General features: G+C 37.0%; 22 protein-coding genes. 14 read left to right on the top strand and 8 right to left on the bottom strand.

The window, feature by feature from the left end; genetic code table 11:
- The first annotated feature begins 160 nt into the window (after positions 1-160).
- From G9G53_RS21965 to G9G53_RS21950, 4 genes are read left to right on the top strand one after another with little or no spacing between them, the layout of a single operon-like run.
- Positions 161-1,366, top strand: a complete 1,206-nt coding sequence (locus G9G53_RS21965) for a site-specific integrase (RefSeq protein ID WP_238437751.1) — start codon at positions 161-163, stop codon at positions 1,364-1,366.
- A gap of 13 nt (positions 1,367-1,379) precedes the next feature.
- On the top strand, positions 1,380-3,914 hold the full coding sequence (locus G9G53_RS21960) for a hypothetical protein (protein ID WP_165150236.1): 2,535 nt from the start codon (positions 1,380-1,382) through the stop codon (positions 3,912-3,914).
- Positions 3,915-3,934: 20 nt separating this feature from the next.
- A complete protein-coding gene (locus G9G53_RS21955) occupies positions 3,935-5,623 on the top strand; it encodes a hypothetical protein (protein ID WP_165150234.1) in 1,689 nt (562 codons plus the stop codon).
- Positions 5,613-6,212 (top strand): hypothetical protein, encoded by a 600-nt coding sequence (locus tag G9G53_RS21950; RefSeq protein WP_165150232.1) that lies wholly within the window; start codon positions 5,613-5,615, stop codon positions 6,210-6,212. Before G9G53_RS21955 ends, G9G53_RS21950 begins: the two co-directional genes overlap by 11 nt.
- A 293-nt stretch (positions 6,213-6,505) precedes the next feature.
- On the opposite strand, the gene G9G53_RS21945 is transcribed toward G9G53_RS21950, so the two are convergent.
- Entirely contained in the window at positions 6,506-6,877 is a 372-nt protein-coding gene (locus tag G9G53_RS21945; protein ID WP_238794819.1) for a helix-turn-helix domain-containing protein, read from the bottom strand.
- Between the two features lie 221 nt (positions 6,878-7,098).
- On the opposite strand from G9G53_RS21945, the gene G9G53_RS21940 reads away from it, so the two are divergent.
- Entirely contained in the window at positions 7,099-8,028 is a 930-nt protein-coding gene (locus G9G53_RS21940; RefSeq protein ID WP_238794830.1) for a DGQHR domain-containing protein, read from the top strand.
- A gap of 98 nt (positions 8,029-8,126) precedes the next feature.
- On the opposite strand, the gene G9G53_RS21935 is transcribed toward G9G53_RS21940, so the two are convergent.
- From G9G53_RS21935 to G9G53_RS21920, 4 genes are all read right to left on the bottom strand, one after another.
- Positions 8,127-8,621 carry an arsinothricin resistance N-acetyltransferase ArsN1 family A gene (locus tag G9G53_RS21935; RefSeq protein WP_165150230.1) on the bottom strand — a complete coding sequence of 165 codons (495 nt, stop codon included), beginning with the start codon at positions 8,619-8,621 and terminating at the stop codon, positions 8,127-8,129.
- A 24-nt stretch (positions 8,622-8,645) separates the two neighbouring features.
- A complete protein-coding gene (locus G9G53_RS21930) occupies positions 8,646-9,437 on the bottom strand; it encodes an arsenite methyltransferase (RefSeq protein ID WP_165150228.1) in 792 nt (263 codons plus the stop codon).
- A gap of 61 nt (positions 9,438-9,498) precedes the next feature.
- Entirely contained in the window at positions 9,499-9,678 is a 180-nt protein-coding gene (locus G9G53_RS21925; RefSeq protein ID WP_165150226.1) for a hypothetical protein, read from the bottom strand.
- Positions 9,679-9,739: 61 nt separating this feature from the next.
- A complete protein-coding gene (locus G9G53_RS21920; RefSeq protein ID WP_058710339.1) occupies positions 9,740-10,189 on the bottom strand; it encodes a MarR family winged helix-turn-helix transcriptional regulator in 450 nt (149 codons plus the stop codon).
- A 131-nt stretch (positions 10,190-10,320) separates the two neighbouring features.
- Between G9G53_RS21920 and G9G53_RS21915 the strand changes: the two genes are divergently transcribed.
- From G9G53_RS21915 to G9G53_RS21895, 5 genes are all read left to right on the top strand, one after another.
- A complete protein-coding gene (locus G9G53_RS21915) occupies positions 10,321-10,671 on the top strand; it encodes an ArsR/SmtB family transcription factor (protein WP_165150224.1) in 351 nt (116 codons plus the stop codon).
- A 145-nt stretch (positions 10,672-10,816) separates the two neighbouring features.
- On the top strand, positions 10,817-12,106 hold the full coding sequence (locus G9G53_RS21910; protein WP_165150222.1) for an arsenic transporter: 1,290 nt from the start codon (positions 10,817-10,819) through the stop codon (positions 12,104-12,106).
- Positions 12,107-12,131: 25 nt separating this feature from the next.
- On the top strand, positions 12,132-12,551 hold the full coding sequence (arsC, locus tag G9G53_RS21905; RefSeq protein ID WP_165150220.1) for an arsenate reductase (thioredoxin): 420 nt from the start codon (positions 12,132-12,134) through the stop codon (positions 12,549-12,551).
- A 31-nt stretch (positions 12,552-12,582) separates the two neighbouring features.
- Positions 12,583-13,020, top strand: a complete 438-nt coding sequence (locus tag G9G53_RS21900) for a protein-tyrosine phosphatase family protein (RefSeq protein ID WP_165150218.1) — start codon at positions 12,583-12,585, stop codon at positions 13,018-13,020.
- Positions 13,021-13,735: 715 nt separating this feature from the next.
- Entirely contained in the window at positions 13,736-14,332 is a 597-nt protein-coding gene (locus G9G53_RS21895) for a cupin domain-containing protein (RefSeq protein WP_238794821.1), read from the top strand.
- Positions 14,333-14,375: 43 nt separating this feature from the next.
- Here G9G53_RS21895 and G9G53_RS26760 read toward each other — a convergent pair whose 3' ends face one another.
- The gene (locus G9G53_RS26760) at positions 14,376-14,507 is read right to left on the bottom strand and encodes a hypothetical protein (protein ID WP_274385886.1); all 132 of its coding nucleotides are present in this window, start codon (positions 14,505-14,507) and stop codon (positions 14,376-14,378) included.
- A 482-nt stretch (positions 14,508-14,989) separates the two neighbouring features.
- On the opposite strand from G9G53_RS26760, the gene G9G53_RS21890 reads away from it, so the two are divergent.
- The 3 genes from G9G53_RS21890 to G9G53_RS21880 all read left to right on the top strand — a co-directional run bounded on the left by G9G53_RS21890 (position 14,990) and on the right by G9G53_RS21880 (position 16,794).
- On the top strand, positions 14,990-15,733 hold the full coding sequence (locus G9G53_RS21890) for a hypothetical protein (RefSeq protein ID WP_165150216.1): 744 nt from the start codon (positions 14,990-14,992) through the stop codon (positions 15,731-15,733).
- 217 nt (positions 15,734-15,950) lie between these two features.
- Positions 15,951-16,208: a hypothetical protein gene (locus G9G53_RS21885; RefSeq protein ID WP_165150214.1), complete on the top strand. Its 258-nt coding sequence runs from the start codon at positions 15,951-15,953 to the stop codon at positions 16,206-16,208.
- Complete coding sequence (locus G9G53_RS21880; RefSeq protein WP_165150212.1) at positions 16,201-16,794, top strand: hypothetical protein; 594 nt, start codon at positions 16,201-16,203, stop codon at positions 16,792-16,794. The genes G9G53_RS21885 and G9G53_RS21880 overlap by 8 nt, the downstream gene beginning before the upstream one ends.
- 428 nt (positions 16,795-17,222) lie before the next feature.
- On the opposite strand, the gene G9G53_RS21875 is transcribed toward G9G53_RS21880, so the two are convergent.
- Positions 17,223-17,897: a hypothetical protein gene (locus G9G53_RS21875; RefSeq protein WP_165150209.1), complete on the bottom strand. Its 675-nt coding sequence runs from the start codon at positions 17,895-17,897 to the stop codon at positions 17,223-17,225.
- A gap of 1,051 nt (positions 17,898-18,948) precedes the next feature.
- Between G9G53_RS21875 and G9G53_RS21870 the strand changes: the two genes are divergently transcribed.
- On the top strand, positions 18,949-19,659 hold the full coding sequence (locus tag G9G53_RS21870) for a DUF421 domain-containing protein (RefSeq protein WP_165150207.1): 711 nt from the start codon (positions 18,949-18,951) through the stop codon (positions 19,657-19,659).
- Between the two features lie 17 nt (positions 19,660-19,676).
- Here the strand turns inward: G9G53_RS21870 and G9G53_RS21865 are convergent.
- Positions 19,677-20,075: ferritin-like domain-containing protein (locus G9G53_RS21865; RefSeq protein ID WP_165150205.1), on the bottom strand; the 399-nt coding region annotated here is incomplete at its 5' end.

Here is a 20,075-nt window from a genome sequence, read left to right as displayed (position 1 = left end):
TAGTTTGTACATAATTAATGCTTTTTTCTCTACGGAATGATGGCTTAGAGAGTTTTAGTCTTAGATTGATGTACATTATTCTTCGAGCAATTTCCTAGTTGTGTACAAAATCTGGAGATTGTATATTGAAAGAGAGCTGTTTTAGTAGGGGGAAATACTATTGGAATTGCACCATAAAATCGAAGAATTAGAATATGAGAATTTTTCTTTTGGTGTAGATGTAGCATTTGCAGAGTATTGGATAAAAAAAGAGAGAGCTACTAGAAAACATGCCGTTATTGTACTGAAAAATAAGCTTGATGGGAAAATGATTGTACATCCTCTAACAGCCTTTATTCAATGGAGGTGGAAATATAAGGAGTACAATACTCAAAGATTGCATGGTGTTCATCTGTCTCAATTCTTAAATTACGTACTTATCAAGAAAAAAAGAAAATATGAATTGAAATCTTTGTCTGAACTAACAAATAATCATGGAACTGACTTCTTGAATTATCTACTAAGCAAGGGGAATGCAAATGTCAGTGTTAAAAATGTGGAGCGTACATTAAGGTGTTTTTATAACTTCTTAGCTGAGAAAGATTGTTTAATTCATGATATTGTTCTGCATCCATTTAATCCAATGTATTCAAAAGAGTTTGCTTATGATATGGAGAGGGGGAAATTAGCAATCGAACATACGCTGCCCAATAAATATATATTCGTTTTTTTGAGGACTGCTTTATCGATATCTCCATCCATTGCATTTGCAATATACCTTTCTATTTTTGGGGGGCTTCGTGCAGGCGAAATCGTTAACATTAGGGTGAATGATCTGCGACCCTATGGTGATGAATATGGAAAAGGAGGACTGCTGATTCTTCTAAAAACGCAAAATCTGAGAACGGACATTAAAGATACTTCGGGAAGTTCCAGAGTGAAAAGAGATAGGAAGCAATTTGTTTATTCTGTAAAAAATATGCTCTCTGTTTTGTATAAGCTCCACTTAAATAATTTGCAAAGAAAACTAGGTAGTGAATTTAGTGGAAGTTCTCCTCTCTTTGTTAATGCTAATGGAAAAGCTTTAACAGGGAAAAGCTTACGAGATAGGTTTGGTAAAGTGAAGGAGGCTTTTCTTAAGAACCTCACTTCGTCAGAAAATCCAAATGATATGATTACTGCTATAAACCTGCAATCAACGAAATGGTCTTTTCATATAGGTAGAGGAACTTTTACTAATCTTTTGGCTAGAGCGGCTGTAAATCCTTACGATATTGCTTTGCCTAGAGGTGATAAAAATATTCCCTCCTCATTAACTTATATGAGTAACAGTGAGGAAATGAAACTAATCTTGGAGGATCTGATCGATAGTATATACAAAGAATAGTGAAGGTGAGAGCATGAAGTATTACACTATTGAACAAGCCTCAGAAAGGCTGAAGATTGAAAAGAAGAAGCTAGGATGGTGGTTCCAAAATAGGTATAATCCATTAGAAGTAATCTCTGGTACGAAAATTGAGAAAATTAATGGGAGATTGCTAATCAAGGAGACAATAATTGAAGCTTATGAAAATTTTCTGAGTTTTTACATAACAGTTGCAGAAGCTGCTGCTGATCTGGGATGGGAGCGTGGTGTATTAGAGAATTGGGTCACTCGTAATCGCAAAGAGATCAGAATTAAGAAGATAGGGGGTACCAATTATATATATAAGGATGATATTAAACCTCTTCGAAATCTTAGTTTTGACATAAGTGATTGTATGAATACCAAAGAGATTGCGGCTGAGTTAAAAATACATAGATGTACTGTCCTTGATGCCCTCCATAAAAACGAAATTGCTGGTGGTTTTATAGTTAAAGGTCATTTTTACGCACCAAGGGAATCTGTTGAAGAATATAAAAATAAGTATTTAAAAAATATTAGTGATTTAGATGATTATTATTCTATAGGCCAGGCAGCTGAAATATTAAATTATTCTCCTGATTCCGTACGTACAATGATAAGAAGTCCGAAGGTTGAACTCACTGGAATAAAAAATATGCGAAAAAACTCTTATTTCTTATTAAAAAGTGATGTCCATCAGTTTAATGATTTTATAAATGAAATACCTTACAAATACTATACAGTTAAACAAATTATAAAGAAGTTTAATCTCCATCGCTGTTTTGTAAACAGGTGTCTTAATGAAAATTTGCATGAGCAAACTAAATGGGTTGTACTTGTCCAACAAATCGAAAGAGTTATTTTAAAGTCTGATTTTGAAGCTTTATTTGAAAAGTTTGATAAATATAGATTGGAAAAAATGACAGATCCACATTTGATTTTTTTAAACGTTGCTTTGAAGATAGAAGTTCCTACCTATCTTACCCAAACTAAGAGTTTATATTTTGAATTTGTTAATTTGAAGCAAAATACTTCGAAAGCTAGTAAAGATTCGCAAAGAATGAAGGCAAGAGAATATGGTTTTTTACTTCAATACCTAATGAAGCTTGAAAAAGAACTTTCTTACTTTACAGATTCTGAACTTAAATGGCTATTGCGTACAACTGTAAATACAAATTTAAAAAGGAATTTAATTGGTTTTTTATTGTATTTACAAGAACAAACTTCGACAGTTTTTGTGGAGAAATACAGAATTTCAGAAAAACAATTGAAACCTAAAGAAAAAGATATTTATTCCTATGATGAATTCATTAGTATTCAGCAATATTCAAAAGACATAGAACATCATATTGGGCATGCATTGAGGAGCAGGAATTATGCGACTACCTGGCTTTACATTTCTTTACATTTAACTAATGCTTGGAGGTCTTCAGATTTTTTGAGGTTACCTACTGTAGATATTTCATTAATCGGTATTAATGATTTCAAATGGTTTTACGAAGGTAATCGCCTGTCGTCTGAGCAGTCTCAAAGAATTGTAAACCAATATGCCTATACTCGTTTAAAAGTTTCTAAAACCGGTGCTCTCAATCGTTTTCTTATAAATTTCGAAATGCTTATCCCGATTGCGACAATGATTGTTATTTGTGAGCTTCATCGAAGAAAAAAGAATGCCCGACATCTCCTTACATCAGGAAGAAGCATTAGTACATTAATTAAAGGAAACCTTCCCACTTTTCTACCCTATCCACTTCAGTTTGGAAGTATGAAAATGAATCGTTCCTTTATGACGTATTTATTTTATAAAGCAACAGAAAATACATTTACACAAGGAATTGCTCTAGAGTTAGTACAAAATAGTCGCCGTCATAAGAGAAATGACTCTACTGCTCTGTATGTTCAATCTGTAAATAAGGATGGAAACATATCAAATATAACAGTTAATTTGTGTAACAGAGGACATTTTGGTTATCTTTATAATTTGCTAATTGAAAGATCTTATATGCTTGCAAAAAAAGAAATCAATGATTCGCTAAATGAAAGATCCCTTAAAATTCAAGAATTCAAATCAATTTTTAGTACTCCATATGAATTGGAAAAATTCGGTGAATTATTAAAAGAACAATTTGAAGAAAGAGAATCTCTCGCTATAAGAGTATCTCTAATGACAACAGACGAAGCCAGTGAAATACTGAATAAAGTATATGAAGATAAAATGCCTGGTCATACGGAGCATACTCAATGTTTTGTACATCCTAATTGTATTCATCCAACTGCAATAACTTGTGTTGGATGTCCTAATATGATCCCCAAAAATTATTTGTTGATAAGTGTTTCAAATGAGTTGAAACGGCGGGTTGGAATACTTAAGTATACGGTTAAGTCCTCAATTGCTTGTCGGGAGAGAGCTTGGATAAACAAGTTGTTAATACTTTTACAAGAAGCAACTAACACGTTTGGTATAGAGTACACCAAGACATTTGTTGATTATGAAAACTTACTATTAGATATTGCAGAAGCTTACCATAATCAACATGGCTTATTAAAATAATAATTATAGGGTGATGTTTGTTGAATGTTCATGGGTATATTAAAGAAGAGTATGTCACAGATTTAGGCTATGAAAAGTTTGTGAATTCTTTCGAAAACATAACTTTTAAATTGGAAGATTTACAAATTTACATTGATAAATTTATAGAAATAAGATCCAGTGGAAGAATAATAAATACTAACTTTAAAGATGATGAATGGATTTTGAATGCTCAAAAAAACGAATCAAAATCTTTAATTAGATTCAATACTAAATTATCCACTGAAATGAAGCTGTTACTTAAATGTTTTACTATATTAGGGATCATTGAAGGACATGTTAATGCATATACGCAATTACGTATTAAATATTTAAATGAATGTTTACTGCAATGTTTTGGCTATCAAGCAGAGTCTGAAAAAAATGTCATAGCATTTGAAAGCTGGCTTCTTTCAAAAACCAAACCTTTACTTTCTAAATTAGGACCAATTCTCAATCAATTTTTAAACTTTTATAATCCCATTTTAAAAAAAGAACTTTTAGAAATATCAAATCAAATTTGTATATTTGTTGATGGTGTGCGAACTCTGCCTAATTTTAAAGATACCTTGATATTTGATCATATTATTACGGATTTCCAGAAGACATGGACCGATTACGAAAAACTGATTTTTTTCCCAATTATCTTGTGGTGGCGTGTTACTCTTGTTATTCCTATGAGAGTAATTGAATTCTGTTCACTTGCAAACGATTGTATTACTGTAGACTCTTCTAATCGATTTCTATTAAAAATTCCTAGGAAAAAAGTACGCGCTAAAAAACAAAACGAGATAAATATTGCCGATGTTCTTGAAATTAATGAAGATTTGTTCAATTTAATTTTAGAGTATAAGGAAACAACTCAGGATTTCAATAAAACCCCCTATTTGTTATCTTATGATGCCTACTGTGAATCTCTGAGAGTGAAGAAAAGCAACGGGAGACAACTTCGCAAGAATAATATTGATATGTTTGGAACTCAGCAACTATCTTCATTATTAGTATACTTCTATGAAGAAATTGTTGAAAAAAAGTACAATTTCACATTAGAAAAAATAAAACTTCTAGATACCCGCCATTATGCTTTTTGTAATATGATGCTACAAGGTTTTAATATGTTAACCATAGCTCGGATAGGCGGACATAAAACGCTTAATGCTCAAATGCATTATTTTAGTCATCTCGAAAATTTAAGTCAATCCTCGATTCAATTTTTAGCAGAACAACACAACAAATTTAGTTCTCTACCCGATCAAAGTTCACTAAGATCTGAAGAAAAGATTATTAAGGCTAAATCTTTGTTAAAAAGATATACAGAAGATGAAATAAAAAATTTCTTCTCTATGGAATTTGGTTACTGCACTTTTAATCCGGAAAAATGTCCAGTAGGTGACTGTAGACACTGTTCTCATTTATATATTCCAGCAGATCAGTTTAATTCTCAATTAATTTATTGGTTAAACGATGAATCAATTAGACTTACTAACTTGATCAAAGAACAATTGGAACTTATGAAAAGTATTACGTGTAACATGACATACAATTTTGGAACATTTGAGAGCGATCCTATCGCGCAGTCTGAGCTTAGTTTCTTAGCGGCAAATTCTAAGAAACTAAGAGAGCAAAAAGCTCAAAATGACGCTAAGCTCAATTTAATTTTCAGAGAAGGAGCATTACATGATGAAGAATAGAGTTGGTAAACCAAAGCAATATTCAATAGACCAGTTAGATTGTTTGCTACTAAAATATGTTGAAAATAATCCCTCAGCAACAATTACATATATCGATTTGGAGAGAGCTACTGGAGTAGGACGCAATACATGGTCTCGAAATATGAAAGAAAAAATAGAAAATCTCAATCGCCCGCCATCCATATTAGAAAAAGGAAATGAATCTTCTCTTCCTCTTCCTAATATGGATGAACTGGTTAAAAATAATATTGGTAATCAACAAAAATTAATTCAAGCGTTAAATCAAGTAAACAGTATTATTCAGAAACTATATGTTAAAGCTAAAAGTGTTCACATATTTGAGCAGGAGATTGAAGATTTGAATAACAAGATAATAAAAATTAATGAAGAACTTATTGTGGAAAAAAATAAATTATTGAGAGAACAAGTTGAGCATTTTAGCCAAGCCTATCGTAATATTGCTGTTACTTCTTCTTACCCCGATTCAGAATTAAAAAATGTATTTGACTTCAAAAAAGGGGATAAAAAGAATAAGGATAAAATTATGACTGATTTAATCGAACAATTTGATATGTTTGGGCCAAAATGAAAAAAAGTTATGAATTTATAGGAACCCATATTTTTATTTTTTCAAAATGTCTTAATGTATGGAGATAAAAAGTAATGGGTTCCAGCTGTTAAAAATAAGCGCGAGTGATAATTTTATGAGAATAAGTATTTGAGAAGAGGATAGTAGAAACTTGCATATTATAAGTAAGTAAGACCTTCTAAGAAAAGTCTCATTTCTACCAAGTTGATCAAGAAATTAGACGCTTTGTATGATGAGTTAATAAAACTAAAAAATGATAAAAAAATAGCCTATCTAGACTTTTGTCTTGTAGGCTATCTTTTTTCTATATGAGAATCTATTGTAACTAAAATATTGTATGCCAATTGTTGAATCAATTGAATATCATAAATAGATATCCTCGATAACAAGTCGTTTAAGCTGTCTATAACCTCTTCTTTTGCTCTTTCATCTTCAGAGAAGTACTTATCATTGTAGAATCTAAAAAACTCGTCAGGAGTGGATTCGAGAGCTTCTAAAATTCTTTCCAATGTTTCTAAGGAAATATTCCTTTCACCTCGTTCTATTCCTCCAATATAGGGCTGAGGCAAGCCGACTTTTTCACCCAGCTGCTCCTGGGTGTAATTTTTGCTTTTTCGGATAGCTCTAATTCGCTCTCCTACATAATCAGTAATATGAATCCCCACAGTAACCACCTCTCTTAACAGATTAGGTAAGTTTCAGTCAGGATTACAGATATTCATGTTATATATTGTTATTTGAAATTATACAGTTTAAGATCTATATTGTTTATGAGCAACTACGAAGAAATTAGAAAGAAAAGGTGATTAAACTTCTATGAATAGCTTGCCAAAGCCCATTGTTATTGAAAATGTTCTTCAATATAAAATGCGCGTTAAAGTAGCCTATCCAAAGCTACTTACCTGCTTCAACTGCACTAAATGTTACTTATGTTAAGCATTACGATCATCCTGCTGGTAAAGGCTATCAACGGCCTATAGATTCTAAAAGAAGTACTGATTTTGCAATATACTTATCTAAAGGTGACGATGCTTTATTTACACCTGTTTTGTTAAATGCTGCCGGGAATTGGGAATTTTCAGTTTACGATAATATAAGAACAAATTATGGAAGACTTGTGTGTAAAGGGAAAGCATCCCTTATGGATGGACAGCATCGTCTTGGTGGATTTGAGCGTTATATTCAAGAAACTAATGCTGAATTAAATATCCCTTTTCTAGCTTTCCATTATCTCGATGAAGATGAGGAAATACAATTATTTGATACTATTAATACTAAAGCTAAAGGTATTGGGACTTCTTTAAGTAAATATTTACGTCGAAATTCCGATGAATATAGCTGGATTGCAACAGAGCTAATCACACGTCCTGAGAGTCCCTTTCACAACATCGGCAGCATTGTTGGTAAACGTACACTTGGTCGCCATATTACTCTTCAAAATCTGTATCGAACACTCCAGTATCTATTTAAAGAACAAAAACTGGTAGCAATGAGCAACGAAGAAAAATATCAAATCGCTTTAAATTATTATCGTTACATTAAAGATATTTTTTCGAAAGAATGGATAGATTATGGGGACTATCGTATTACCCATATTGTTTGTCTTGATGCCCTTTCTATTGCCGGTGGCAAGATTTTGACCAAGAGTATAAATGAACGAGGTAGATTAGATTATAACCTGATGCACAAGCATGTAAAAAAACTTGTGTCAATGAACTGGTCCTCAGAAGGTCCTTTAAAATATGTTAAAGGTATTAGTGGATCTAAATCTTTGGCGATTGATTTAATTGATATGATGATGTTGTCTTCAAATTAATGAGTGTCCAAAGAAAATACTATATTTACATTAAACATGCTTTATGTTGGTTAGATAACGAGAGCAATCCCCTTTGATGGGGCTTGCTCTTTCATGAACTATATCAATTTTTCCATAATCATTATATCTACATATTGGCCATCTATAATCCCTTGTTTTTCAAAGATACCGACTTTACGGTAACCCATTTTTCGATAAAGCCTTTGGCCATTTTCATTAAAGGGGAAGGTAAACAAGACAATTTTATAAAAATTGCTTTTCCAAGCTTCTTTCTCTAACTCGGCATGAAGTGCGCTGCCAACGCCTTTACTGCGGAAGGTTCGGTCTACGTAAATCGATAGGTCTGCTACACCATCATAAGCACAACGATGAGAATAACGATTCAAAGAAGCCCAGCCAACCACGATCCCATCCGTTTCTGCGACCAATACGGTGTAACGATTTTGATGTTCTCTAAACCAGTTAACTATATAATCGAAGTCTTTGGCTTCCGTCTCTAGTGTAGCTATCCGATCTTCAATCCCCTGATTGTAAATGTCTAGAATACGGTCCAGATCTTCTGAGGTTGCTGTTCGAACGTTCAATATTGGCATGCTGATCCCCCACCCATAAGCACATTAGGCTTTCTTGGCCTTTATGATCGCAGAAACAATGTAATTATCCACGTTTGCACCAGGTACCCAATCTTTGATGAATGATTTGGACTCATCTTTAGGCTCGATGCTAATACTCGTAAATCCACTCTGCAGAAGCATGGACTTCACTTCTTCCAATGAAGACGCGCCGGAAATACAGCCGGAATACAACTCGCTCAGGTCATTTTTTATTTCAGAAGGAAGCTCTGCAGTAGTAATGATATCGGAAATTGCTAGTCTGCCGCCTGATTTTAGAACACGAAAGGCTTCTTTGAAGACCTGCTGTTTATCCGGTGAAAGGTTGATCACACAGTTGGAGATAATCACATCTACTGTGCCATCTGCTACTGGCAGATGTTCGATTTCTCCTAGACGAAAATCAGTGTTTGTGAAATTCCCTTTAACTGCGTTACTGCGGGCCCGGCTGACCATATCTGGGGTCATATCGACTCCGATGACTTTACCGTTCCCTCCTACTTGTCGTGAGGCCAAAAAGCAGTCAAATCCGCCGCCGCTGCCCAAATCCAAGACGATTTCACCAGTCTTTAATTCAGCAATAGCTTGCGGGTTACCACAGCCAAGCCCGAGATTTGCTCCTTGAGGAACAGCTGTTAACTCCTCTGTGGAATAACCCATTTGTGATGAGAGGGCATCCACATCAGATGGGGCTCCACAGCAGCTACCTGCTGCGGGGGGATTGACTTCCTTAACGGCAATTTGTTGGTAATGCTTCCGTACATTTTGGCGGATTTCATCATTCGTAGGTTTATTCATCGCAAAACACTCCTTTAAATTGGATAGATGGAACAGAATTTTAACAGCTATTATGTTTTAGTTAGCAGCAAGGCGCGCAGCAGATGGAGGATTGCACTGGCTTAGGAAGAATAAAGTCAAAAAACAACCGGCTTTTTTTAGAATTTGCATGTGACCATTTCCAAACAGATTGAGATCGGTGCTGCTTTTCCAGTTCATGAGCTTTCATCAGGTATTCTGCAACATAGATGTTTTCATTCATTTTTAATACCTCCAACGATATGAATTCGATAATTGTAATTTGCAAGTATAAGGAGTGAGTATTATCCTTTCACCGGAAAACAGCATTTGCTGGATCTAGCCATAGCATCATTAAAGAGTTTTACGGACCGTATCACCGTTTCTCGTTCAAAGTCGGTCAAATACGAAAAAACTTCGTTTAAGTAGTCATTCATTTGTGTGTCAATGGTGGTCGCTACATATTTACCTTCCACGGTGAGGGACAAGGTATAGACTCTACGATCACTAGGGTCCGGCGTTTTCTCAACCAGATTCATCTTGGTTAAGCTCTGAACCTGTCTACTAAACGTGGTGATATCGGTTCCAAGGGTTTCAGCAATTTGCTGCATGGAGGGTTTATGCTGGCGATCAATTTCATAAAGAATATGACTTTGAACCGGAGAAATGTCGTGCCCACCCACCGTACAACAGTTTTTGTTCAGTAAGCCTAAACGACGGGTCATGTTTTGAAATAACTCTCGTGTATTTTCCATGTATGTTTCACCTCATGTTTTAGTTATATATTATTAATTTGCAAATTGCAAGTAATATTCCTGGTTGATTTCAAAATGAATTTGAATTAGCATATAAGCATACAGTTATATTAATGGAAGGAGGCTACGCATTGGAGCAACTTGGTTATGTAGCCGATCATTTAAAGCTATTGGGGGATAAAACCCGGCTGGCGATGCTTTCTCTATTGAGAGAAAGAGAATGGTGCGTCTGCGAATTTGTAGATATCTTTGATATGTCGCAGCCTGCCATTAGCCAGCATTTGAGAAAATTAAAGTCGCAAGGGGTGGTAAAAGAAGAAAGACGAAGTCAGTGGGTATACTATTCCTTAAATGTAGACGACAAACCACACATTCAAGCTGTTCTTGAGTGTATGCCGGATTCAAAGCGGATTTTAAAATGGCTGAATAAAGAGGGACCCATAGCAACTTGTGAACCGGATTCCTCAGGCTGCTCTTCCTAAAAATCGTTCAGTTTGTCTCCTTGCGGGGATAAATGTTGCCTTCAATATAAGTATATGGTTATAAAATTATGGATTTCAAAGAGAGGTTTCAGCAAAACGAGAAGATGAGGACTATGGATATCACGGGTAATGGAGGTTTTGAACATTGGTTTGGTTGGCATGCATTATATTTTTAGCCACTTTAGTGTTGGTGATCTGGCAGCCTAAAAATTTGTCTATTGGCTGGTCTGCCTGCGGAGGAGCTGTACTTGCTCTACTGGTAGGTGTCGTCGATTTGCATGATGTTTGGGAAGTGACTCAGATTGTCTGGAATGCAACCCTAGCTTTTGTGGCCATCATTCTGATTTCGTTGGTTCTTGATAAAATCGGCTTTTTCGAATGGGCGGCGCTTCACATGGCACGAGCTGCACGGGGAAGCGGAACTCGAATGTTCGTGTATGTGACCATTCTTGGAGCTGTTGTCGCTGCTTTTTTTGCGAATGATGGTGCGGCCTTAATTCTGACACCCATTGTTCTAGCGATGGTTCGAGCACTTAAATTGGATGAGAAAATGGTTTTTCCGTTCATCATAGCGAGTGGTTTTATTGCAGATACGACGTCGCTTCCGCTTGTAGTCAGCAACCTGGTGAACATTGTATCGGCCGATTTTTTTGGCATCACGTTTATGGAATATGCGGGTCGTATGGTCGTACCTAATTTATTTTCCTTACTGGCTAGTATTATAGTACTGTATCTCTTTTTCCGCAAAAGGATCCCAAAAACGTTTGATGATGCACAATTAATGGCACCTACAGAAGCGATTAAAGATCCAAAAATGTTCCGTATGTCCTGGATTGTTCTTGTGGTGCTGTTGATTGGCTACTTTGCATGCGAATTTTTTAGTATTCCTGTCTCAGTCGTAGCCGGTATCATAGCCATCTTTTTCTTGCTGCTGGCGAGAAAAAGTCCTGCGGTACCGTTGAAAAAAGTCATCAAGGGTGCTCCATGGGCTATCGTATTTTTCTCTATCGGCATGTATGTAGTGGTGTATGGTCTGCGTAATGCCGGTTTGACGGATCTGCTGGCTCATGTGATTCAAGCGGCTGCCGATCAAGGTATGTTTGTAGGCACCATGGGCATGGGTTTTATCGCGGCGGTTATCTCGTCGTTGATGAATAACATGCCTACGGTCATGATTGATGCGCTTGCCATTAATGCCACCCATACGACTGGTATAGTCAAAGAAGCGCTGATTTACGCTAATGTAATTGGATCGGATTTGGGTCCGAAAATAACCCCGATTGGTTCATTGGCGACATTGCTATGGCTACATGTGCTTAGCTCTAAAGGTGTGAAAATATCTTGGGGAACTTATTTTAAAACAGGCATTGTTTTAACGATCCCTACTCTTTTTATTACGCTATTAGGCTTGTATCTGTGGTTAGTCATTTCATAATTGAATATTAAAGGAGACGTTTCCCATGGAGAAAAAGACAATTTACTTTTTGTGTACTGGTAATTCTTGCCGGAGTCAAATGGCAGAAGGATGGGCTAAAAAATATCTAGGAGACAATTGGAACGTATACAGTGCAGGCATTGAGGCGCACGGCCTTAATCCTAAAGCAGTGCAAGCGATGAGTGAAGTAGGTATCGATATCTCTGGTCAAACCTCGGATATTATTGATCCTGTCTTGCTGAACAGCGCCGATCTGGTTGTGACATTGTGCGGGGATGCGGCTGATAAATGCCCTATCACTCCTCCACAAGTTCGCCGTGAGCATTGGGGATTTGATGATCCGGCCAAAGCTGAAGGATCGGAAGAAGAGAAATGGGGCGTCTTTCAGCGGGTTCGTGAGCAGGTAGGAGAACGCATTAAACAATTTGCAGAAACCGGAGAATAGCAGTTCCTGCTATGAATTCGATAGAGGGAGAATGATTCAGATGAATTATCACGCACTTGTTGAGAACAAAGTATATATTGGTGGAGAGAGTGCATTGCTTCAAGTTCTTCGGGAGCAAGAGATCACAGATGTTTTTGATCTGCGAGATAACGGTACTGAGGCAGAAGGATTTCCGGCAAAGGTAACGCGTCATCATTATCCGATTGTGGAACATGAGACTGGGCAGGAGGCTTCTGTGCAAGCTGCTATTCAGGCGGTAAAAGAAGCGGTGAACAGCGGGAAGACCGTGTATTTCCATTGCGCCGGCGGACGGAATCGTACAGGAACCGTAGCAACTGGAGTGTTACTTGAGTTGGGTTTAGCTACCACAGTGGAAGAGGCGGAAGCCTTGGCCAAAGAAAAACGTCCGGATATCAATATCAAGCAAGAGATGCGTGATGTGTTGAAAGGTTTTTATCCATCCAAGTAATTAAATCTATACAGTAGAGGGACAATTTCCTATGGGAAATTGTCCTTATTTTCTTTCAAAAACATTGGATACCCAAAGGTGTAAATACAGCAAAATCATTTGTATAAATCAGGGGACGCTGTTTTGGTTCAAATAGAAAGCGGTATTATGGTAAAGAAATATTAGAAAAGTTAAGGACAAGAGAACATATTTATAAGGATTTAAAGTACATACTTTTATAATATTAATAAAAAATATAATCACAAATATTTGATTTTGGTACACAACTTTATTGTAAATCGTACAGGTGCAAATAATTGTATTTTACTCGCTAGGACACAACTTTATTGTCCTTAGAGAGATGTATAAGCCTGGAATCAGGAAAAATGTGTGGAACCGCCACATCAGATTTTATTAGCCTTAAGAAGGGTAACCCTAGTGAGGAGATTTCAAAGGGCTACCCTCTTTTAGTAATTACTTTTTTACTTTATGAAAATTAACCCTTGACATAAACCTGGTGCTCAACTAGACACAGAGCAATCTATAAATTAAAGGACGGTACTAATGGTACAAATGCCATCCCCCTTTCTAATCTTATAAAGTCAGGTAACAGCCAATCGAGTAGATTAGATAGTTATCCTTTACGGTCAAGATTTAGCTTTTATGTTGAAATGGGCACATTCCCTGTAAGTTGACATATACTGACTACATAAAATTTATAAAGGAATGGTGCAAAGTGTATTACTTTCCTACAGTGAAACACGGTGGTTACCCTCCATACTTCTCACCTCTACATTTGTATCCTGACTACACTATTGTTAATAAACAACCTTATCATTCAACATGTACAGCAAGAAACGATCAAGACAACTATCTCTCACTTAACAGTGTATCTCAAGCAGGTGCGGGGAATATCGGGCAACAAGCTATGTTGCAGGATTACGGGAAGAGACCATTAGTGGTTGATATTGAAAAGGTTACTAAGCTGAATCATACTTTTCGTACGGCCTTATGGACTGGAGAAAAATTTCAGGTTACTGTAATGAGCATAAATGTTGGTGAAGATATTGGATTAGAAGTTCATCCTACTACGGATCAGTTTATACGAATTGAAGAAGGTCAAGGACTGGTTCAAATGGGGGACAGCAAAGACAGACTCGATTTTGTTGTCAATGCGTATGAAGACTATGCAATAGTAGTGCCTGCTGGTAAGTGGCATAACTTAACTAACACGGGTAACAAGCCGCTTAAAGCGTATGTTATCTACGCGCCGCCAGAGCATCCATTTGGAACAGTTCATCGGACTAAATCTGATGCAATGGCTTCTGAATAAAGAACAATTAGTGGATATACGATTACAATTTTATAAGAGCCGCCTATTTAATAGAGCGGTTTTTTTTGTCTCGCGCTTGCTTATAGACGTTGACGAACATATTTAAGCCAGTCATAATACTGACCAACTTCAGTACAACATCCAAAAGCTTCAGACACAATTCAAGAGACGACATGGCAGCACCCCCTTTCGGGTAGCTTCGCCGTGTCATTCCTCACCGATTTACCTTGTTCAATCTATTATAACATTTTTTTGGAATCTAACAGAATCAATCAGTAGAGCTCGTAATCATTCAAGAATGTAACATTGAGGATTATTACTATGGCCTATGATAATTAGTGCACACTTACGCAGAACGCCTTTACCATCAAGTTCCGATTTTTTTATTGGAATTTAGTTATTTTTATACGAAAAGATAAATTTAACCATATTGGTTATGCTGACCCTATCATATATGTTCCGATACTGACGTTTATGATGAGAAAGATGAGCCGAAGGTCGCCCAAAAGTTTCAGCTCTCTACTAACAACCAATCAATCGCGAAGAACAGGCAATGGACGCCGAACTCCATTCTTTCTGACGGTAAAACTGCCTATGCAATCCCTTTCCCACATTCATATCATAGAAAATAAGCTTATGTGTGAAGGGGGAGAGAATTTGGCAATCATACGCCAGGGATCTTGTATCGGAGTGTTGTATCGACCGACAGCGGACGGCTGTGTAGCGTCACAATGCCAAACGTACTCAGGCGGGTGTCACTGCGTCCATAATGGCAGGTTGGTGGGGGCAGTAAAGAAATTGGGTAACACACTGATCCATATTTCCAGAACGTTAGATACGGCGAATTTGAAATCAATGGATGGGATTCTACTCCGGCACTGGAACATTCGTAACAGTAAAAACAAAAACTCGATCTTTCTTGAAAATTTATTTATTCCTATATCCCGATTGGAAGCAGTACAAGTAACGCCATTCAGAAATCTTGATCGTCCTGTGCCTAGTCCGGGCAACCCGTGTTCTCAACCGGCGCCTGGCACGGTACGCAAACCAAACACCATCTATCCGGGGGATTGTATCGGCATTCGTTTTCAAAAAGTCAACCATTTATGGGACATCAAGAATGGCAAGTTTCTCTTTTGGCAAAAGTCCGGCATTCCTCATTGCCAATGGAATACGAAACTGCAAAATAAATCAGACAGGGTGTGGTACGCTCACTGGATCGTCAGAAAAATGAGTCCTTACTTTCAATCCGTAGCCTCAAATCGTGGATCTGCATCAACTGGGAAGGAAACAAATATCACTCTCTACCCAATCACTGAATCTAACCCCAAGGAGGGAACGACTGTAAAAATTACTAGATTGGATCATACCTCCATAAAACGAATACTGACCTATCATTGACCGCCATTTGTGCAATTTGTTGTGCTTCAAAAACAATCGCAGAGCAGTTGATCAAAATCGATGACAAATGTGAGGGATTACATTGGCAGAAGCATAGATCGAGACACTAACAGACATTTCGCTAAAGGTTTTAAATAAGAGGCTTGCAAATCAGAAGAATCCAAACTTTCAATTTGTTTTTTTTGGTGACACGTGGTTTAACTGGGGAAACGCCATCGTGCAGCCATTCACGAAAGCCAAGCAGGATGCGATAAGAAGATACCAGATTTTTTTGTCTTGCTTGGACAAAGCGAGCAAGCAAACGCCAAAACCCCTGATTATCTTATATGGCGGAGATGGCGTATTTTCAGGATCTGCAGAACAACTGGTGTTCTTTAAAAATGTAGTGGAAAAATTCGTCAAGAAAACGAATATTGCATTTTTTTATGGTACCCGGGAATCACGAAAGAAATGGTGTCAATGGATCATTGGTTAATTATCAGAACATCATCGGTCCAAGAAAAGGCAAAAAGGCCGTGCAGGAAAATGGACTGAACTATATCATTAACACCCCAAAATTACGGATGGTTATGTTAAATGATGTTGGACCAGTCGCGAAACCGACCAGGTATGGAATTACCAATAGCGCCCTAGTTACCTTCAACAAGGGGATAAATACAAAAAAAGACGTGGTCGTGGTTATGTATGTTCCGCCAAAGGTAGGGTCGTTCAAAAAATTCCCTAGCAGTGAAGCATTTCCGGTCACAACACCGAATGATAAGGCGTTTATAGCCAATCTAGGCAAATCAAAAAGTGTAAAACTTACCCTGGTAAGCCATATACATGACGTCCTTTTAAAAGGAACAATTGCAGGGAAAACCGCTGTTTTAAATGGAAACGGAGGTGCAGGCACCGATACCCGCCCGACGCTAAATTCAATAATTTCATATTTTGCCTTTATATATAATAATAAGTGTATTAGATTTAACGGGCACAAATCTGTAACAGTAAAAACAAAATTAAGGCCATCAAAGGTATTTATTTTGACCAAAGACGGAATCATCAGCGTTCCCATCGTGTAATGAGCGCAATTCTTTTTTGGGTCCCCTAACATGACGTTGTGATTGTGACAATATTTATTATTGGATTTTTTGTTGGACACATCATGTATACTTGCTGGAAAAGTAGAAGGGGTACCGTCAAAAAAACGCCGAAAACATACGCTAAGAAATCTTTAAAACATCATACCAACTGGGCGAATGCGATAACTCAATTATCTATCATGTGAGGCAATCCACCCACTTGAGAGGGCTAGGTGGATTGCTTCTTTCCACTCCGGGTAGTATCTGCAAATCTGATACTACCCCATCTGATTAAGTGTAATGCCCCCCATTGTCAAGACATGGTTTTTTGAGGAATAAGTTATGTTCTCCTTTTTACACGTATGTCGGCCCTACATCGGCTCTTCATTCTTGTCGATTAAATGAGAGTTCTACAAGCAATAAAATTTTTACACTGTTATCTTACTTTCTGGTATTGGTACCACAGTTGCTTTACCATCTATAGACCCCTTAAGAAGACTTCTATTATCATTGGATTTTTCGAAATCCATTTGCTTATATTCATGTTTCCAAATAACTGGTGATGTAATGGATTCTTGAGTTGAATAAACATACTCTGTCGATCCATAAATAATATAGGTCTTTTGGTCCTCTGCAACAAATGTTTGCTGATATTCGCCACCTATACGTCCTGGTGATTTCTGTATCATTTTTATGTCGTAATTGCTACAAGATAAAATGTTAACTGGTCCGGAATAATGACCATATATGGTCACTATTGATTCGGACACATTTTCACTTTGTTTCCTCATTTGTACACTAGATACTAATGAACCAACAACTTTTTTGTTGGAATCTTCGATGACATAACTTCTTGTCGCTTGATAATTTCCGTTCGAAATTGTTGATAGATTTCTTGTCCTGGAAACCGCATCTGCGTTTGAGCCACAATTGATTGAAAACCCTGAACTACCTAATACTTTTGGGTGAAACGATGCGGGGATCTCTTCGAAGATTAGATTACCGTGGAAATTACCGTCAGATTCAATCATTAGCTTACCGTTTGCACTTAGCAGTTTACTATTAACCAACCCATTCATTTTAAGATCAATAGAAATTGTCATTTTTGTTCCTCCCATCATTATTGATTAAAGTGTTTGTAGTTATTTCATCTTTATTCATTCATTTGTAATGATCTGGTATGATTAGTAACTCCCCCGTAAAACCTTAATAAAGATTCCTTGAATATGATTTTCCGGCATTCGGATTATATGGTTGTGAAAAATCAACGATTACATTAGCATAAGGGTTGCCTGTCCATGCCCTAGAAGATATCAAGTAAATATTTGTCATATTCTTCAGACTCCTGTTTTTACTATCAGCCTTTTTGGATATGAAGCAACTTTTTCATGGATGATATTCAATTTAGTGTTATGTACCCAACGTTTCTTGGCAGTGTTATGGAAAACTTCATGTTCTAAGGCTTCATAATCAATCAAACTCACTAAGGTCAATTTTTAACGTCGATATATCGAGTTTCTGTATCTTGTTTATCTTTTTTCTTCATCCAGCTCATCGGTTACGACTATCTTAATCAGAAGTAGGCGATTATTGATATAAATAACAACATATGGAAGCATATTATTAATATCGTTTATTAGATGTTCGATATTGGCCTTATTAAATACAATTTCCTTTTTTGTGGCTATTGCCTAAAGCTTTGTATAACTGCCGAAACGTAAGACCAATTTAGGCACAGTTATTTTCCTATGTTTACTTTAGTATTTATTTCGTAGCCAAAATTAAAGCTGCTTCAAGTTCTCCGGCACATTAGATTGGTGAGCACAATGATGTATAGAATTTTCACCATTTCGTGCTATTAAACCATTTTACAGGAGGGACAAATAAATCCACTATTTTTTCTCAGAAATAACTAAGTTATCCCCTAAGCCAAATGGGAGTTAAACAGCTATTTTCCTCACCTCTATGTGAAGGGATCACATGGAGTAGCTGCCGACATATTCAGCGTAGGTCTGAATGACGCAAAAGCTTTAGGATTAGCAGTTAGAAGTTCCAAAGCAGCATTTATTTATTAATTTCACTGGTATATTACTCTAGTGTAGCGGGTAGTCTATATACTAATTATCTGCAATTTTTAAACAAGGAGGCTTTTGCATGAATGATCATATCGTTATTTTGATAAGAAGTTTTTCAGCATTCTTTATCCTAATGATAATTGGGAGAATATTAGGGAAGCAAACCCTTTCCAATATGAACTTTCATGAATTCGTAACGGCAGTTATATTAGGAGCTATGGCTGCTAACTTTGCATTTAACGAAAAAATAGAAGTTATCCACCTATTAATAGCCCTGTCCGTTTTTACAATTACTTCTTATGTTTTGGCCAAGCTTTTTTTGAAATTCAGAAACTTTAAGATGTGGACAGAAGGAACTCCCACCGTTCTCATAGAAGGAGGGCTCATTCTCGAAGATAACTTAAAAAAAAATAATATGACAGTGGATTCTTTAAACCAGCAACTTCGCGAGAAAGATATATTTAATATAGAAGAAGTGGAGTACGCCCTACTTGAGATTAACGGAAAACTATCTGCCCAAAAGAAAAAGGAACTGCAAGCCGTGACATTAAAAGATCTGCAGTTGAATGCAGGCAATGCCACACAGTTCCCAATTGAGCTTATAATTGACGGTCAGCTTTTGCATGGCAATTTAAACTCCAATCATATTCCCGAATCATGGCTGCTGTCTCAACTGAAGGCCCGCGACAAAAAGTTAGAGGACGTATTCTATGCCATTAAAGGCAGCAACGGCCAGCTCTATCTGGATGAATATAAGGATAAAATCCAGCAACCCATTGATGTGGAATAGGACTTTTGGTCAAAAAGTTACTTGAGGTTCAACGTAATCAGATAATTGTATTTGGCAGCGTGCTTAAGCTCATCCAAAATGATACCGTACACTGTGTCCTTATAGATGCCAGCAGGCAAACCAAACCAGATGTTGCGGTACCGTTCCACCGCACCCAACTCTCCCATCAAGGCGCGCTGTAGACCTTCTGTATAGGATTGCAGCCTCTCATATTTCTCACTACTGATGCCTGCAATTTCCTGTCCTGTCAAAACCCGATACATCTCTCTGAACATTTTATTGTGACCGCGCTCATCGTTACGGATACTTTCAATAATAGCCACCTGCTCTTGTGAGGGAGCCAAATTGATCAATTCATCGTAGAACAACTCATCGTTACGCTCCCCTTGTACCGCTTCCTTTATCATTTGTACTGC

It is taken from the genome of Paenibacillus sp. EKM206P (assembly GCF_011066155.1).
In the GTDB taxonomy this organism is placed as follows: Bacteria; Bacillota; Bacilli; order Paenibacillales; family Paenibacillaceae; genus Paenibacillus; species Paenibacillus polymyxa_D.
The sequence above is the reverse complement of the archived record's forward strand: the minus strand, read 5'-3'. Positions and strand labels throughout refer to the sequence as shown.

What these genes read in the sequence shown, in the direction of transcription:
- G9G53_RS21925 (WP_165150226.1), bottom strand. Translation starts at nt 9,678, where the DNA reads ATGAATGAAAACATCTATGTTGCAGAATACCTGATGAAAGCTCATGAA.
- G9G53_RS21935 (WP_165150230.1), bottom strand. Translation starts at nt 8,621, where the DNA reads ATGCCAATATTGAACGTTCGAACAGCAACCTCAGAAGATCTGGACCGT.
- G9G53_RS21900 (WP_165150218.1), top strand. Translation starts at nt 12,583, where the DNA reads ATGATTCAGATGAATTATCACGCACTTGTTGAGAACAAAGTATATATT.
- arsC (WP_165150220.1), top strand. Translation starts at nt 12,132, where the DNA reads ATGGAGAAAAAGACAATTTACTTTTTGTGTACTGGTAATTCTTGCCGG.
- G9G53_RS21950 (WP_165150232.1), top strand. Translation starts at nt 5,613, where the DNA reads ATGAAGAATAGAGTTGGTAAACCAAAGCAATATTCAATAGACCAGTTA.
- G9G53_RS21870 (WP_165150207.1), top strand. Translation starts at nt 18,949, where the DNA reads ATGAATGATCATATCGTTATTTTGATAAGAAGTTTTTCAGCATTCTTT.
- G9G53_RS21960 (WP_165150236.1), top strand. Translation starts at nt 1,380, where the DNA reads ATGAAGTATTACACTATTGAACAAGCCTCAGAAAGGCTGAAGATTGAA.
- G9G53_RS21930 (WP_165150228.1), bottom strand. Translation starts at nt 9,437, where the DNA reads ATGAATAAACCTACGAATGATGAAATCCGCCAAAATGTACGGAAGCAT.
- G9G53_RS21875 (WP_165150209.1), bottom strand. Translation starts at nt 17,897, where the DNA reads ATGACAATTTCTATTGATCTTAAAATGAATGGGTTGGTTAATAGTAAA.
- G9G53_RS26760 (WP_274385886.1), bottom strand. Translation starts at nt 14,507, where the DNA reads ATGTCGTCTCTTGAATTGTGTCTGAAGCTTTTGGATGTTGTACTGAAG.
- G9G53_RS21920 (WP_058710339.1), bottom strand. Translation starts at nt 10,189, where the DNA reads ATGGAAAATACACGAGAGTTATTTCAAAACATGACCCGTCGTTTAGGC.